The organism is Micromonospora arida, assembly GCF_003857035.1.
GTDB lineage: Bacteria > Actinomycetota > Actinomycetes > Mycobacteriales > Micromonosporaceae > Micromonospora > Micromonospora arida.
Map to the genome: position 1 here is coordinate 1 of NZ_QGSY01000307.1, position 14,747 is coordinate 14,747.

Annotated in this window: 11 protein-coding genes; 2 read left to right on the top strand and 9 right to left on the bottom strand. The window is 69.9% G+C overall.

Features of this window, described 5'->3' with window-relative positions; translation table 11 throughout:
- From DLJ58_RS30840 to DLJ58_RS30870, 7 genes are all read right to left on the bottom strand, one after another.
- On the bottom strand, window positions 1-1,930 hold a 1,930-nt coding region (locus DLJ58_RS30840; RefSeq protein WP_124861850.1), incomplete at its 3' end, for a glycosyl hydrolase family 28-related protein.
- Window positions 1,931-2,073: 143 nt separating this feature from the next.
- Window positions 2,074-3,693 carry a glycoside hydrolase family 13 protein gene (locus DLJ58_RS30845; RefSeq protein ID WP_244219203.1) on the bottom strand — a complete coding sequence of 540 codons (1,620 nt, stop codon included), beginning with the start codon at window positions 3,691-3,693 and terminating at the stop codon, window positions 2,074-2,076.
- 140 nt (window positions 3,694-3,833) lie between these two features.
- Window positions 3,834-4,721, bottom strand: coding sequence for a carbohydrate ABC transporter permease (locus DLJ58_RS30850; protein ID WP_124861855.1), 888 nt, complete (start codon window positions 4,719-4,721; stop codon window positions 3,834-3,836).
- Between the two features lie 11 nt (window positions 4,722-4,732).
- Entirely contained in the window at window positions 4,733-5,689 is a 957-nt protein-coding gene (locus DLJ58_RS30855; RefSeq protein WP_124821582.1) for a carbohydrate ABC transporter permease, read from the bottom strand.
- Between the two features lie 86 nt (window positions 5,690-5,775).
- Window positions 5,776-7,155, bottom strand: a complete 1,380-nt coding sequence (locus DLJ58_RS30860) for an ABC transporter substrate-binding protein (protein WP_124861858.1) — start codon at window positions 7,153-7,155, stop codon at window positions 5,776-5,778.
- Window positions 7,156-7,488: 333 nt separating this feature from the next.
- Window positions 7,489-8,493, bottom strand: a complete 1,005-nt coding sequence (locus tag DLJ58_RS30865; protein WP_112677526.1) for a LacI family DNA-binding transcriptional regulator — start codon at window positions 8,491-8,493, stop codon at window positions 7,489-7,491.
- Between the two features lie 80 nt (window positions 8,494-8,573).
- Window positions 8,574-10,061, bottom strand: coding sequence for a dihydrolipoyl dehydrogenase family protein (locus tag DLJ58_RS30870; RefSeq protein ID WP_167493758.1), 1,488 nt, complete (start codon window positions 10,059-10,061; stop codon window positions 8,574-8,576).
- Window positions 10,062-10,141: 80 nt separating this feature from the next.
- Between DLJ58_RS30870 and DLJ58_RS30875 the strand changes: the two genes are divergently transcribed.
- Window positions 10,142-11,218: a serine hydrolase domain-containing protein gene (locus DLJ58_RS30875; RefSeq protein WP_124861864.1), complete on the top strand. Its 1,077-nt coding sequence runs from the start codon at window positions 10,142-10,144 to the stop codon at window positions 11,216-11,218.
- Here the strand turns inward: DLJ58_RS30875 and DLJ58_RS30880 are convergent, their stop codons facing one another.
- Together DLJ58_RS30880 and DLJ58_RS30885 are read right to left on the bottom strand one after the other, a co-directional pair.
- A complete protein-coding gene (locus DLJ58_RS30880; RefSeq protein ID WP_124861867.1) occupies window positions 11,219-12,544 on the bottom strand; it encodes a cryptochrome/photolyase family protein in 1,326 nt (441 codons plus the stop codon).
- Window positions 12,541-13,464, bottom strand: coding sequence for a phytoene/squalene synthase family protein (locus DLJ58_RS30885; RefSeq protein WP_124861870.1), 924 nt, complete (start codon window positions 13,462-13,464; stop codon window positions 12,541-12,543). The genes DLJ58_RS30880 and DLJ58_RS30885 overlap by 4 nt, the downstream gene beginning before the upstream one ends.
- A 65-nt stretch (window positions 13,465-13,529) precedes the next feature.
- On the opposite strand from DLJ58_RS30885, the gene DLJ58_RS30890 reads away from it, so the two are divergent.
- The gene (locus DLJ58_RS30890) at window positions 13,530-14,672 is read left to right on the top strand and encodes a polyprenyl synthetase family protein (RefSeq protein ID WP_124861872.1); all 1,143 of its coding nucleotides are present in this window, start codon (window positions 13,530-13,532) and stop codon (window positions 14,670-14,672) included.
- Window positions 14,673-14,747 lie beyond the last annotated feature (75 nt).

Sequence of the window (14,747 nt, forward strand, 5' to 3'; positions counted from 1 at the left end):
GTGGGGTGGTGGGCGGCGGCGAGGTGGGTCCGCCACCCCACTGGGGGTTCGGCCACGGGCCGCAGTACGGGGTCGGGGTGTACCAGCCGGAATTACCGGAGCCCTGGGTGATCTGGAAGCCGGCGCCCACGCAGTTGTGCATCGGGTTGCTCTGCGCGATGTTGGTGGCCCGCACGTTGGTGAAGGACACCTGGCTGTTCGCCTGCACCTGGAGCGCGTACGTTCCGGCGCCGTCGATTCGTACGTTGTTGAGGTTGATCCCGTTGGTCTGGCCCTCGATCCAGTGCAGCGCCGCGTAGGAGCTGTCCAGGATGTCGGTGTCGGTGATGTTGATTGTGGGGTTCTGGAACGCCTCGTTGAGCGCGGAGAACCAGATCGCCCCGACACCGAAGTTCCAGTTGTAGTCCGAGTTGCCGTTACGGATCAACGTGTTCCGGGCGATCGTCCAGGTGCCCTGGACTCCGGTCGCTCCCTGCACGCCGGGGTAGCGGTTCGCGACGTGGATGCCACCGCCGTTGGTCAGCGAGTCGGCCGTCACGTTGTCGGTGATCTTGATGTCCCGACCGCCGTAGCTGACCAGGTGGTTCGCCAGCAGGGTCACCCCGATGGTGTTGTGGGTGAAGGAGTTGTTGACGTTCGGCACGCTCTGCGCCCACATCGCCAACGCGTCGTCGCCGGTGTTGCGGACGAACGTGTTGGTCACCGTCGAGTTGGTCACGCCGGTGTGGAAGTTCACCCCGTCCGCGGTCTGGTCCAGGATCCGGCTGTTGCGGATGGTGAAGTTGTCCATCGGGCCGTCCATCCACGCCCCGACCTTGGTGTTCTCCAGCCAGAGGTTGTCCACCACCGAGTTGGTCATCGCCCCGCCCAGGGCGTTGACCTGGTCGTCGTCGACCCGTTCCCGGATGTCGCCGATGATGGCGAAGTCCCGCAGCGTGACGTTGCGGCTGGGCCCGTTCGCCTCGTGTGCGCGGACCGGCCCGGTGTAGCCGCCACCGGGGACGTACTTGCCGTAGATGCCGACGGACCTGTTCCGCTCGGTGGGGTGTCGGCCGCCGAGCACCGAATACCAGGGGCCCGCGCCACGCAGTGTCACCCCGTCGACCACCACGTGGTCCCAGAGGGTGAAGGTGCCGGTCGGGATCCAGACCGCCCGGCCCTGGGCCTTACCGGCGTCGACAGCTGCCTGGAACTTCGCTGTCGAGTCGGTAGCGCCGCTCGGGTCCGCGCCGAAGTCGGTGACCACGTCGATGACACCGGAGGGCTTGGCGATCGGCGCGACAAGCTCGAAGTCGGCCAGGTCGATGGTGAACGTGGGCGACTGCGCCGTCGAGGAGACCTGGAGCCGGATCTTCGTGCCGGCCGGCTGGGTGCTGCCGAACAGTGCCCGGGTCTCGTCGTAGAAGTGGTGCGGGTTGGTGTCACCCGGGTTGTTGTTGAACGGGTACCCGCCGTAGTACCAGCCGTACTTCGACGTCACCGGGACCGACTTCAGGAGCGAACCGTTGGCCCGCAGGTCGATGGTGGCGTCCCGGCCGGTGCCGGCCGAGTTGTCCGGCAGGCTGTACCGGAAGGTGACAGCGTTGGCCGGGGCGGTGAGGGTGAACTCGACGTACTCGCCGACGGCGTCGAGGGTGACCGCCTCCCGACCGGACGCCTCGGACGGCAGCGTGCCGTAGCGCCGGTCCGGGCCGATCTTTGTGCCGTTGTGGGCGACCTTCTCCGCCTCGTGCTCGACGAACGGCACGGTGGCGCCCCGGTTGGGGATGTCGAAGGGGGACAACCCCGCCGCCGAGGCAGGGGTCGCGGTGCCGGTGACCGCGAGGGCGGTGACCGAGGTGGCGGCGAGCAGGGTGGCGGCGATGGCGGCCAACCCTGCCCGGGTGGGGTGTCGAAGGTGGTGCGGGGTGCCGGTGGTGTGGTTGGCCATGAGCTGCGCTCTCCCTTTCGTCAGGCAGGCCAGATCCCCCCGTGTCGGTGCGGTGTCGCGCGTCCTCCCTCGGTTCTCCCTTCCTGGTGGCGTGGTGCCGGCGGCCGGGACGGGCCGCCGGCACCACGGCGAGCAGAGTCAGGTCAGGCCGGGCCGTCCGCCGCGCGCGGCCCGTCGGTTGATTCGGCGGTACGCAGCCAGACCGCGGTGTCGGACGGCAGCAACCCGTCGTCGAGCGGCCCGCTGGCCAGCAGCAACTCCCCCTGAGCTGGCATCGGCACCGGCGCGGGAGACAGGTTGACCAGGCAGGTGAAGCCGCCACCGCGGCTGAACGCCAGCACCCCGTCCGGGGCGGGCAACCAGGTCAGCTCACCATCACCGAGCGCCGGGTCGGCCTTCCGGGCCTGGATCGCCGCCCGGTACAGCTCCAGCATCGAGGCCGAGTCGCCGGTCTGCGCGCTGGCTGTCCGCTCCTTCCAGTCGGCCGGCTGCGGCAGCCAGGGTGCCGCGGCACCCTCGGGGCTGAACTCGAACGGCGGCTCGTCCCCGGCCCACGGCAGCGGTACGCGGCAGCCGTCCCGACCGGGGTCGATCCGGCCGGACCGCTCCCACATCGGGTCCTGCCGCATCGCGTACGGGATGTCCTCGACCTCGTAGAGGCCCAGTTCCTCGCCCTGGTAGACGTAGGCGGCACCGGGCAGCGACAGCGAGAGCAGCGCGGCGGCGCGGGCCCGGCGGGTGCCCAGCTCCAGGTCGGTGGGGGTGCCCTCGCGTTTGGCGGCGAAGCTGAACCGGGTGTCCGCGCGACCGTAGCGGGTGATGTGCCGGGTGACGTCGTGGTTCGAGAGCACCCAGGTGGCCGGCGCGTCGACCGGCGCGTGCGCGCTCAGTGTCCCGTCGATGCTCTCCCGCAGCGCCGCGGCGTCCCAGGCGCAGCCGAGGAAGTCGAAGTTGAACGCGGCGTGCAGCTCGTCCGGGCGCAGGTAGTTGGCGAACCGCTGCCGGTCCGGCAGCCACACCTCACCGATCAGCGCCCGGTCGGCGTACTCGTCGGCGACCCGACGCCAGCCCCGGTAGATGTCGTGCACGCCGTCGAGGTCGTGGAACGGGTGCGGCTGGTCCTCGCGGACCTCGGGCAGCGTTCCGTCCTTGACCAGGAGTCCGGCCGAGTCGATCCGGATGCCGTCCACGCCGCGGTCGAACCAGAACCGCAGGATGTCCTCGAACTCCTCCCGCACCCGGGGGTGGTCCCAGTTGAAGTCCGGCTGCTGGGGGGCGAACAGGTGCAGGTACCAGTCGCCGGGGGTGCCGTCCGGGTTGGTGGTGCGGGTCCAGGTCTCGCCGCCGAACTCGCCGATCCAGTCGGTGGGTCGCTCGTCGCCGTTGGGGCCCCGGCCGGGTCGGAACCAGAACAGGTCCCGTTCGGGCGCGCCGGGTCCGCCGGCGAGCGCGGCCTGGAACCAGGGGTGCGCGTCGGAGCAGTGGTTGGGCACCACGTCGACGATGGTCCGGATGCCCAGCGTGTGCGCCTCCGCGATCAGCGCCTCCACCTCGGCCAGGGTGCCGAAGACCGGGTCGATGTCGCGGTAGTCGGAGACGTCGTAGCCGGCGTCCGCCATCGGGGACGGGTACCAGGGGCTGAACCAGATCGCGTCGACGCCGAGCGCGGACAGGTGGTTCAGCCGGGACCGGATGCCGGCGATGTCTCCGATGCCGTCGCCGTTACCGTCGGCGAAGCTCCGGGGATACACCTGGTAGATCACGGCTCCACGCCACCACGGACTTCTGTCAGCTGTGGACACGAGCACCTGCTTTCTGCGTCAGTACGTCGGCGGGTTCGCCGGACCTGGTCATGTGTCGGGCGAACGGTCGTTGTTCGCCGCGCGGAAGGATGCGGTGGTGGTTATCCCTTGATGCTGCCCGTGGTCAGACCGGACATGATGTTCCGTTGGAAGATCAGGAAGATGATGACCGTCGGGATCGCGGCGATGACCGACGCGGCGATCACCACGTTCATCGGTGTGCCGCCGGCGAAGGTGTAGATGCCGACGCTCACCGTCCGGGTCTCGGGCGAGGGCATGACCAGCTTCGGCCAGAGGAAGTCCTTCCACACCGCCGTCACGGCGAAGATCGAGACGACGCCGAGGATGGGACGCGACAGCGGCAGGATGATCGACCAGAGCGTACGCAGCGACGACGCCCCGTCCATCAGGGCGGCGGCCATCAGCTCCTCGGGGATCGAGTCGAAGAACCGCTTCAGCAGGAAGATGTTGAACGCGTTGGCGACCATCGGCAGCCAGATGGCGAACGGTGAGTCCAGCAGGTTGATGTGCAGGATCGGCAGGTCGAGCACCGTCACGTACTGCGGCACGATGAGGACCATCGCCGGGATCATCAGCGTCGCCAGCATCAGTCCGAGGATCGCGTTGCCGAACATCGGCCGAAGCTTGGACAACGAGTACGCCGCCGCGCTGTCGAAGACCAGTTGGAACAGCACCGCGCCGATCGCGTAGTAGAAGGTGTTGAACAGCAGCTTGGCGAGGGCCAGGTTGTTCCAGGCGTCGATGTAGTTCTGCGGCTGCGGGTCCTTCGGGAACAGCGAGGGTGGGGTCTGCGCGATCTCCTGGCCGGACTTGAGCGCGCCGGTGACCATCCAGTAGAGCGGGCCGAGGAACACGAGCGTGAACCCCGCCACGACAACGACCAGCAGCGTCCAGTAGATGACCTTGCCGCGCCCCCGGCTCAACTGGGAGTGGGAGATGAGGGTCCGGGTTCCGGAATCCTGTGCCATTCCTCGCCGTCCTAGTCCTGTTTCGCAGTCAGCCGCACGTACACGGCGGAGAAGCCGGCCAGCACCACGAGCATGATCACGCCCAGCGCGGCGGCGCCGTTGAGGTCGTTCTGGAAGAACCCGTGCTGGTAGATGAGGTACGCCACCGAGGTCGCGGAGTCCTCCGCACCCGCACCGTTGGCGAGGATCAGGGGCTCGATGAAGAGCTGCATCGTGGCGACGATCTGGAGCATCGCCAGGAGCGCGAGGATGAGCCGGGTCTGCGGGATCGTGACGTGCACGATCCGCCGCCAGATCCCGGCGCCGTCCAGCTCGGCGGCCTCGTAGAGCTCACCGGGGATGTTCTGCAACGACGCCAGGTAGATGAGCACCGCGCCGCCCATGTTCATCCAGGTCGACGCGACCACCATGGCCGGCATCGTCATCTCGGGCGACTGCATCCACTGCGAGGTGGGCAGGTGCAGCGCCTTGAGGATCGCGTTGAAGAGCCCGGCCTCGCTGGGGTCGTACGCGTAGAACTTGAAGAGGAACAGCGCGGAGGCCGGCGGCAGCATCACCGGCAGGTAGACCAGGATCCGCAGGTACCCCTTGGCGTGCCGGAACTCGTTGAGCAGGATCGCCACGAAGAACGGCACCACGTAGCCGAGGGCGAGCGCGAGCACCGTGAAGTAGAACGTGTTCTGCCAGGCCGTCCAGAAGCTGGGGTCGGCGATGATGCGGGAGTAGTTGTCCCAGCCCACCCAGGTCGTCTCGCCGCGCCGGGTCCGCTGGAAGCTCATGACGATGCCGCGGATCATCGGGTACCAGGAGAAGACGACGAAGCAGAGCACCGCCCCGATCAGGAACGCGTGACCGGTCAGGTTGTCCCGTACCTTGCGGCCGAGGCTGGTGCGCTGCGGCCTCGCCGAGTACGGCGACGGCGGGCGGCCCGGTTTCCTGGGGGTCTCCGGGACGGTGGTGATCGCCAAGGCAACTCCTGGGTGAGTCGGTGACGTCGAGATGTGGTGCGAGTGGCGTGGGGGTCGGGTCGGCGTCCCGACCCCCACACGATCGGTCAGCTCTCGGCGGCGAGGAGCTGGTTGACCTTCTCCTCGGCGGTCTTGAGCAGCGCGTCGATGTTCGAGTTCGGGTTGGTCAGCACACCGGACATCGCGGCGTCGAGGACCGCGTAGACCGCCTGGGCGTTGCGCGGCTCACCCTTGATCGGGACCGGGGTCGCCTCGAAGAGCGCGAAGTTCGCCGTGTCGACGTTCGCGTTCGCCTTACGCAGCTCCAGCTCCTGCTTCTGCGCGTCACTCCCGTTGGCGAAGAGCAGCGGCTGGGGCAGACCCACCGGGTAGTTCTGCGGCTTGGCCCGGACGTAGTCGAACTGGCCCTTGCCCGGGGTGAGCTTCTGGTACGCGACCCACTTCAAACCGGCCTTGACCTGCTCGGGAGTGAGGTCCTTCTTGAAGAAGTAGCCCTCTCCACCGCCGAGCGTCCCCTTGGCCGCGCCGTCCTGCCCGGGCAGCGGAGCCATCGCCCAGTCCTGGAACTTGCCCTGGAACTGGCTGACGATGGCCTGGGTGGCGTCCGGCGCGCCGATGAACATGCCGACCTTGCCCGCGCCGGCGTTCGTCAGCAGGTCGCCCCACTGGAGCAGCTGACGGGCGCCCATGCTGTTGTCGCCGTACCGCATGTCCTTGAGGTTCTGCAGCACCTGCTTGCCCATGGGGTTGTTGAAGTCGGCCTTCTTGCCGTCCTCGCTCAGCACCTTGCCGCCCTGCGAGTAGAGCAGGGAGGTGAAGTGCCAACCGCCGGTGTTGCCGGCGCTGTACTCCGAGTAGCCGGCGATGCCGTTGCCGAGGGCGGAGATCTTCTTGGCGGCGGCACGGACCTCGGCCCAGGTCTTGGGCGGGTTGTTCACGTCCAGCCCGGCCTGCTGGAACAGGGCCTTGTTGTAGACCAGGCCCATCGAGTAGTTCTTCACCGGAACGGCGTAGAGCTTGCCGCCGTCGGTGAAGACCTCCTTGAGCGCCGGGTCGACGCTGTCCCAGGTCGGGATCGCGTCCTTGTTGACGTGCTGACTGATGTCCATCGCCTGACCGGAGTCGAGCACCTGCTGGAGATCGGTCATGTACCCGTAGAAGACGTCGGTCACGGTGCCCCCGGCGAGGCGGGCGGTGAAGTCCGGCGGGTTGTTGCACTGCTCGCCGACGCTGACGCTCTTGATGGTGATGTCCGGGTTCTGCTTCTGGAACTCGGCGACGTCGTCGTTCCAGTTCTTCAACAGCTCTTTCTGGGCGCCGACCGGCTGGCAGTCGACCGTGATGGTGACCTTGCCGCCGGCGTTCGAGCCCTTGTCGTCGCTCTTCGTGGAGCATGCCGTGAGGCTGAGCCCCAGGCCGGCCACGAGCGCAACCGCCGCAGCCTTTCGGTATTGCGGTACGGACATCTGTCCATCCCTTCGGGAACGGGTGTCTCCAATGACCTTCGCTGATCTGCGGTGATACGACCTGACGCCCAGTAGCTGCGTCGGAGCCAGGTGTGAGTGGAGTCACTGTAGCGAGGCCGACTCATTTCGGCAAGGTATCGACCCTGTTCCGAAAGGACGCGACGTGATGACGACAGATGCTGGCAAAGGACTGAAAGCAGCCCGGTTTGTAGGCTATTGCTAGCTTATGGCCGTTCATTCGGCGCGGTCGATGTCGACGAGGGTGAGCAACGACGAAAACGGCCGCCGACCGCGAGAGGCGGTCGACGGCCGAAGCGTCGTTCGGTGTGGTGCCTAGCGGCCGGGGGCGGGCGCGGTGGAACCCCGCACCACCAACTCCGGCTCGAACAGCAGCTCGTCCTGAAGGACGCCGGCACCCTCGATCTGGGTGACCAGCAGATCCACGGCGGCCTGCCCCATCGTCTCGATCGGCTGCCGCACCGTGGTCAACGGCGGGTCGGTGCACGTCATGAAGGCGGAGTCGTCGAAACCCACCACCGACACGTCCGCCGGCACCGAACGGCCCAGCCGTCGGGCCGCCCGGATCGTGCCCAGCGCAAGCACGTCGCTGGCGCAGATGATGCCGGTCACGCCCCGCTCAACCAACTTCGTCGCCGCGACCCGCGCACCCTCCATCGAGAAGCTGGAACGCTCGACGCACTCGGCGTCGCCCTCGTCCCAGCCGGCAGCCTGGACCATCGCGTCGAGCTTGCGCCGCGACGGCACATGCCCCTCCGGGCCGAGCACCATGCCGATCCGTTCGTGCCCGAGCGAGCGCAGGTGCCCGTACGCCTGCTCCACCGCCACGGCGTCGTCCGTGGAGACCCGGGGAAAACCCAACTCGTCCACACCTGCGTTGACCAGCACGACCGGAAGCCCCCGGTCGGTCAGACGGCGGTAGTGGTCGTGTCGGGCGTCGGCGAGCGCGTACGAGCCACCGGCGAAGATCACCCCGGAGACCTGGTGGTCGAGGAGCATCTCCACATAGTCCATTTCGGAGACGCCGCCGATGGTGCGGGCACAGAGCGCCGGGGTGTAGCCGCGCTGGGCGAGAGTGCCGGTGACCACCTCGGCCAGTGCAGGGAAGATCGGGTTCTGCAACTCGGGCAGCACCAGCCCGACCAGCCGGGCGCGTTCGCCGCGCAGCTTGGTCGGCCGCTCGTAACCGAGCACGTCCAGCGCCGTCAGCACTGCGGTGCGGGTCGCCTCGGAGACCCCGTCACGGCCGTTGAGCACCCGGCTGACGGTGGCCTCGCTGACGCCCGCCTTCTTGGCAACTTCAGTCAACCGCTTGGTCACGGTCGCAATCGTACGTCACCTGGATGAAAGAAATGAACAGCAAAATGCGCTGCGCTTGCTGTCCTCCGGCAGGGCTGGGGTCAGGAGAGGTCGCGTAGGGCGGTTTCGATGGCCCGGTGGAAAGTCGGGTACGCGTAGATCATGTGTCGGAGCTGACTCAGCGGCACCGCCGCGTGCACCGCCACCACCAGCGCGGACAGCACCTCGCCGCCGGCCGGGCCGGCCGAGGTCGCGCCGATCAGCACGCCCTGGTCGGCGTCCGCCACGACCTTGATGAAGCCGTCGTCGCCGACCCGGTGGATCCAGCCCCGGGTCGAACTGCTCAGTGCGGTGAAACCCACCTGCACGTTGATGCCGCGTTCGCGGGCCTGCTGCTCCGTGAGCCCGACCGCGCCGATCTCGGGATCGGTGAAGGTCACCCGGGGCAGCGCGCGGTAGTCGGCTCGCGGGATGGTGCCGGCCGACCCGCTCGATCCGCTGGCGGCCAGCGAGCTGGACGCGCCCATCGCTCCGCCGACCACGCTGGAGGTGCCGCTGGCGTCCGCGCCCGCCTTCGCCTGCCGGGCGCGGGCCAGGATGTCGGCGACCACGATCCCCGCCTGGTACATGGCGATGTGCGTGAAGGCACCCTCCCCGGTGATGTCGCCGACTGCCCAGACGTGGTCGGTGACGTGCAGACGGTCGTCGACCGGGAGGTAACGCTGGCTGGCGTCCAGGCCGATCGTGTCCAGGCCCAGCTCGCTGAGGTGGGCCTTGCGTCCGGTCACCACCAGCAGCCGGTCGGCGGTGAACTCCGCGCCGCCACCACCGCGCAGGGTGAATCTGGCCCCGTCGTGCTCGACCCGTTCGGCGCGTACCCCGGTGTGGATCTCCACGCCGTCGGCGCGCAACGCCGCGGCGGCGACCTCGGACGCCTCGGGTTCCTCGATGGCCAGCACCCGGTCGAGCGCCTCGACCACTGTGACCCGGACCCCGAAGCGGGCGAAGACCTGCGCCAACTCCAGGCCGATCGCGCCGCCACCCAGCACGAGCAGCGACTCCGGCAGCTCCTCGACCTCGATCGCCTGGTGGTTGGTCCAGTACGGCGTGTCGGCCAGGCCGTCGATCGGCGGCACCGACGGGCGGGTGCCGGTGCCCAGCACCACCCCGTGTCGGGCCTCGAACACCTGGTCACCGACGCGGACCCGGCGCGGGCCGTCGAGCCGGCCGCTGCCCCGCACGAGTTGACCACCCTTGCCGACGAACCGCTCCGCCGCGACCGTGTCGTCCCAGGTGTCGGTGGCTTCCTCGCGGATCCGCTTCGCCACCGGCGCCCAGTCCGGCTGGACCTGCGCCGTCCCGGCGAGCCCGTCGACCCGGCGGGCCTCGGCGAGCGCGTTGGCCGCTCTGATCATCATCTTGCTCGGGATGCAGCCCCAGTACGGGCACTCCCCGCCGACGAGACCCCGTTCGACGCCGACGACGCTCAGGCCGGCCTCGGCGAGCCGCTCGGCCACCTCCTCGCCACCGACCCCGAGCCCGACCACGACCACATCCACCAGCTCCGGTTCCGCCACACCGAACAGCATCCCCCAGCGGCACCACCCCAACCACCGGGGTCGGCGGAAATGTCGGCGCGCGCACCAGCCCGGACGCCTACCGTGGCCGGATGCACGCACGCTTCGCTCCGGTACGGGACTGCTTCCACGACCTGCTCGCCTCCGGCCGGGAAACCGGCGCCGCCCTGACCATCTGGTACGACGGGCAGCCGGTCGTGGACCTGACCGGTGGCTCCCGCAGCGGCCACGGGCCGGGCGGCGAACCGTGGCTGCCGGACTCGCTGGTGAACGTCTACTCGGTCGGCAAGCCGGTGGCCGCGCTCTGCCTGTTGCTCCTCGTCGACCGGGGCACTGTCGATCTCGACGCGCCAGTGGACCGGTACTGGCCGGAGTTCCACACTCCCGCCACAGTGCGTCAGGTGTTGTCGCACACCGCCGGGCTGCCGGCCTTCCCGGTGCCCCGACCGGCCGCCGCGATCGCCGACTGGGCGCTGCTCACCGGCGACCTGGCCGCCGCCGACCCCGAGTGGGCGCCGGGCACTGTCGCCGGGGAACACGCCTGGTCGTACGGGCACCTGGTGGGCGAGGTGGTCCGCCGCGTCGACGGGCGGTCGGTGGGCCGATTCCTGGCCGAGGAGATCGCCGACCGGTGGCAACTCGATCTCGCCTTCGGGTTGACCGAGGCGGACCAGTTGCGCTGCGCGGACCTGCGGTACGGCGACCCGGGGTGGCCGACCCGGGCGCTCGGTGAGCCAGGCTCGCTGCGGGCCCGGGCGCTGGGCAACCCGGCCGGCGGGCTGGACCTGGCCGTGCTGAACAGTCCGCTGTGGCGGAGCGCCGAGATACCGGCCGTCAACCTGCACGCCACCGCTCCCGGCCTGGCCCGGCTCTACGCCGGCCTGCTGGCCGGTGGTGTCCTGGACGGGGTTCGGCTGTTCAGCCCGGAGCTGGTCGCGGAGGCGACCCGGGTCCAGTACGACGGGCCGGACCTGGTGTTGGATCGCGACGCCCGCTGGACGTTGGGTATGCAATGGGAGCCGGACGGCAGCTGGGGCATGGGCGGCATCGGCGGCAGCAGCGCGTGGGCCGACCCCGAGCGCGGCTACACCTTCGCGTACGCCACGGCGCACCTCGCCGAGCACGACCGGGTGGACGAGCTGGTCGAGGTGTTGCACTCGGTGCTCTGATCAGCGCAGCCAGACGGGGTCGGTGTCGGGCACCGAGAGGGGCGGTGGGTAGTCGAGCGTCTGGCGCAGGGCCTCGGGCAGCCGCCACGGTTGGTGGATGGCCTTGCCCTGCACCGCGGCCAGCTCCGGCACCCACCGGCGCACGTAGTCGCCGTCCGGGTCGTACCGTTCGGCCTGCCGGACCGGGTTGAACCCCCGGTAGGGCTTCGTGTCGTTGCCGGTGCCGGCGACCCACTGCCAGTTGCCGGAGTTGTTCGCCACATCCCCGTCGAGCAGCCAGCGGAAGAACACCGCCACCCCGGACCGCCAGTCCTGCCCGAGGTGCTTGGTCAGGTAACCGGCGGTGATCAGCCGGGCCCGGTTGTGCATCCAGCCCTGTGCCAGCATCTGCCGCATCCCGGCGTCGACGATCGGCATCCCGGTGCGTCCCTCCGTCCAGGCCGCCGACGCGTCGTCGTCGTAGCGCCACTGCTCGGCGGCACCCCGCCGATAGGCCGCGGCCGAGATCTCCGGGAAGGCGGCGGTGACCTGGTAGTAGAAGTCCCGCCAGCAGAGCTGCCGGACGAACGGGCCGGACCGGTCCCCGGCGCGGTTCGCCACCGCCAGCGGCGACACGCAGCCGAAGCGCAGGTACGGGCTGAGTCGGGAGGTGTCGTCGCCGGCCATGTCGTCGTGCTGATCGCCGTACCGGGTCAGGTCGGGCAACCAGTCGGCGAGCCGCGCCTGGGCGATCCGCTCGCCGCCGACGGCCGCTTCCGGCGAGTCGCCGGCTGGCAGCGCCGGCAGCCGGCCCACGCGTACCTGATCGGGGAGCGCGATCCGGTGCGGCGCGGCCAACTCCTCGCGCCACCGGTTGGCGGCCCAGGCCCGGTGGTACGGGCTGAACACCCGGTAGTGGTCGCCGCCGCCGCCGGGCCGCAACGCGCCCGGCTCGACCACTGTCAACCCGGGAAACAGTCGCAGGTGCAGCCGGTGCCGCTCGCACTCGGCGCGTAGTCGCCGCTCCCGGCGGCCGGCGTAGTGGCTGACGTCGGCCGAGAGCGCGACGGCGGTGGCCCCGACCTCGTCGGCCAGCCGGATCGTCTCGGCCACCGGGTCGCCGTGCCGGACCACCAGGTCGCCACCACGCTCACGGAGTTGGTCGCGCAGGTCGGCGAGGGCCTGGTGCAGGAAGCGGGTGCGGTTGGCGGAGAGGTCGGCCAGCGCCGGGTCGAGCACGTACAGCGGTACCACCCGGTCGAAGGCCGCACAGGTGGTGGCCAGCGCCGGGTGGTCGTGCACCCGCAGGTCGCGGGTGAGGAGCACGATCGCCGTGCTCGCGGTCACCGGCTCTCCGGCTGGATCGTCGGCCCGGGGATGACGACCGGCGTACCGGTCGAGCTGAGCAGGGCCCGCGCGGCCACCGCCATACGTCGCCGCTGCGGCACCAGGGCCCGCCGGGCGAAGACGTCGTAGTCCTGCGCCGCCACCTCGTCGAGGATGCCGCCGTAGAGGGCGTACGCGGTGCGCATGCAGGCCTGCGAGGCGGGCGCCAGCATGGTGATACCCGGTGCGGCGGCGGCGTAGTGGGCCTGGGCGCGGGTCACCTCGTACTCGATCAGCTCGCGGATCCGGGGGGTGACGCGGCCCCGGGCGCGGGCCTCGGCCAACTCCTCGCGGGTGACCCCGAACTTCGCCATGTCCTCGTCCGGCAGGTAGGTGCGGCCCCGGTCGAGGTCCTCGGCGACGTCCCGGATGAAGTTGGTGAGCTGGAAGGCGAAGCCGAGTTGCCGGGCCGGCTCCCGGGCCGCCACCGGGTCGGAGCTGCCCAGGATGGGCAGCATCATGGTGCCGATCACCGCCGCCGAGCCCTCCATGTAGTCGAGCAGGTGGTCGTAGGTCGGGTACGCGGTGACGGTCAGGTCCATCGCCATGCTCTTCAGAAACGACGCAAAGTCGTCCCGGTCGAGATCGAAGACGGCGATCGTGTGCAGCACGGCCGGCAACAGTGGGTCATCGACGGGCGCGCCGTGCAGACCGGCCACGAACTGGCTGGCCCAGCGGTCCAGCAGAGCGGCCCGCTCGGCCGGCGGAAGGTCCTCGGTGCGGTCGACGATCTCGTCCGCGTACCGCGTGAACCCGTAGAGAGCGTGCACATGTCGTCGTTTCCAAGCGGGGAGCAGGCGGGTGGCGAGATAGTAGGTGCGGCCGTGGCGTTTGTGCAGCTCACGGCACCGGTCATAGGCAGCGGTGAGATCAGTTTCCACCGACCCTCCTCCATTTATCGACGCACCAATCGACGCAACTCGTAGCCTAGGGTACGCTCAGCCGCATGGCCAACGACGCAGTTGCGGGCAACGTGACCCGCGTGGCGCCGACCGGGCCAGGGGACGGGGACGATCCGGTCCGCGCCGTTCTGGCTGCTTATACCCACGATCTGGTGACAGCGGTCGACGCGACCCTGGACACCTTCCTCACCGCCGAGGTCGACGCCCTCAACGACATCGACGCATCGATGGGCAGGTTCGCCGCCACCGCGCGGGAGGCTGTCCTGACCGGCGGCAAGCGGATCCGCTCCACGTTCGCCTACTGGGGGTGGCGCGGGGCCGTCGGTGGCACCGCGCCGCTGCCACCCGTGCTGCCCGCGCTGGCCGCGCTGGAGCTGATGCACACCTTCGCGCTGGTGCACGACGACGTGATGGACGCGTCCACCACCCGCCGCGGCCGGCCCACCGCGCACGTCGCGCTCGCCGAACAGCACGCCGCCGCCGGCCACCGAGGTGATCCCGGCCGGTTCGGTGAGGCCGTCGCCGTGCTCATCGGCGACCTCTGCATGGTCTGGGCCGACCAGTTGCTGGCCCACGCCTCGGTGCCGTCGACGCGCCTCTTCGAGGTGCGCCGCTGCTACGACCAGATGCGGGTCGAGACGGTCGCCGGGCAGTATCTGGACGTGCTCGGCGAGAACGACCCCGGCAGCTGGTCGGTCGACCGGGCACTACGGGTGGCTCGTTACAAGACCGCCAGCTACACCGTCCAGCGACCACTGCTCTTCGGTGCCAGCCTGGCCGGGGTGCCCGCCGACGACCCGCTGGTCTCCGCGTACACCCGCTATGGCCTGGCCGTCGGCGAAGCGTTCCAGCTCCGCGACGACCTGCTCGGCGTCTACGGCGACCCGGCGGCGACCGGCAAGCCGGCCGGGGACGACCTCCGCACCGGCAAGCCGACCACGCTGCTCATGCTGGCCCGTGAGCTGGCCACGCCGGCCCAGCTCACGGCGTTGGAGCGGGCCGCCGACGGATCGGTCGACACGCTCGCCGAGCTGGTCGCCGAGACCGGCGCGGTGACCCGGGTGGAGCAGATGATCGCCGAGCGGGTCAGCGACGCGCTGGCCGCGCTCGACGCCGCACCCGTGGACCAGACGGCGCGGACCGCGTTGACCGGTCTGGCCACCGCCGCTGCCAACCGGCGGGCCTGATGAGCGACTTGAGCAAGGAGGTGGTCCCGTGCGGACGGTGACTGGACGGACGGACCGGGTGGTGGTCGTCGGGGC

Excerpts from the sequence above, each read along its gene's own strand:
- DLJ58_RS30860 (WP_124861858.1), bottom strand. The coding sequence starts at position 7,155 with ATGTCCGTACCGCAATACCGAAAGGCTGCGGCGGTTGCGCTCGTGGCC.
- DLJ58_RS30875 (WP_124861864.1), top strand. The coding sequence starts at position 10,142 with ATGCACGCACGCTTCGCTCCGGTACGGGACTGCTTCCACGACCTGCTC.
- DLJ58_RS30890 (WP_124861872.1), top strand. The coding sequence starts at position 13,530 with ATGGCCAACGACGCAGTTGCGGGCAACGTGACCCGCGTGGCGCCGACC.
- DLJ58_RS30850 (WP_124861855.1), bottom strand. The coding sequence starts at position 4,721 with ATGGCACAGGATTCCGGAACCCGGACCCTCATCTCCCACTCCCAGTTG.
- DLJ58_RS30870 (WP_167493758.1), bottom strand. The coding sequence starts at position 10,061 with ATGCTGTTCGGTGTGGCGGAACCGGAGCTGGTGGATGTGGTCGTGGTC.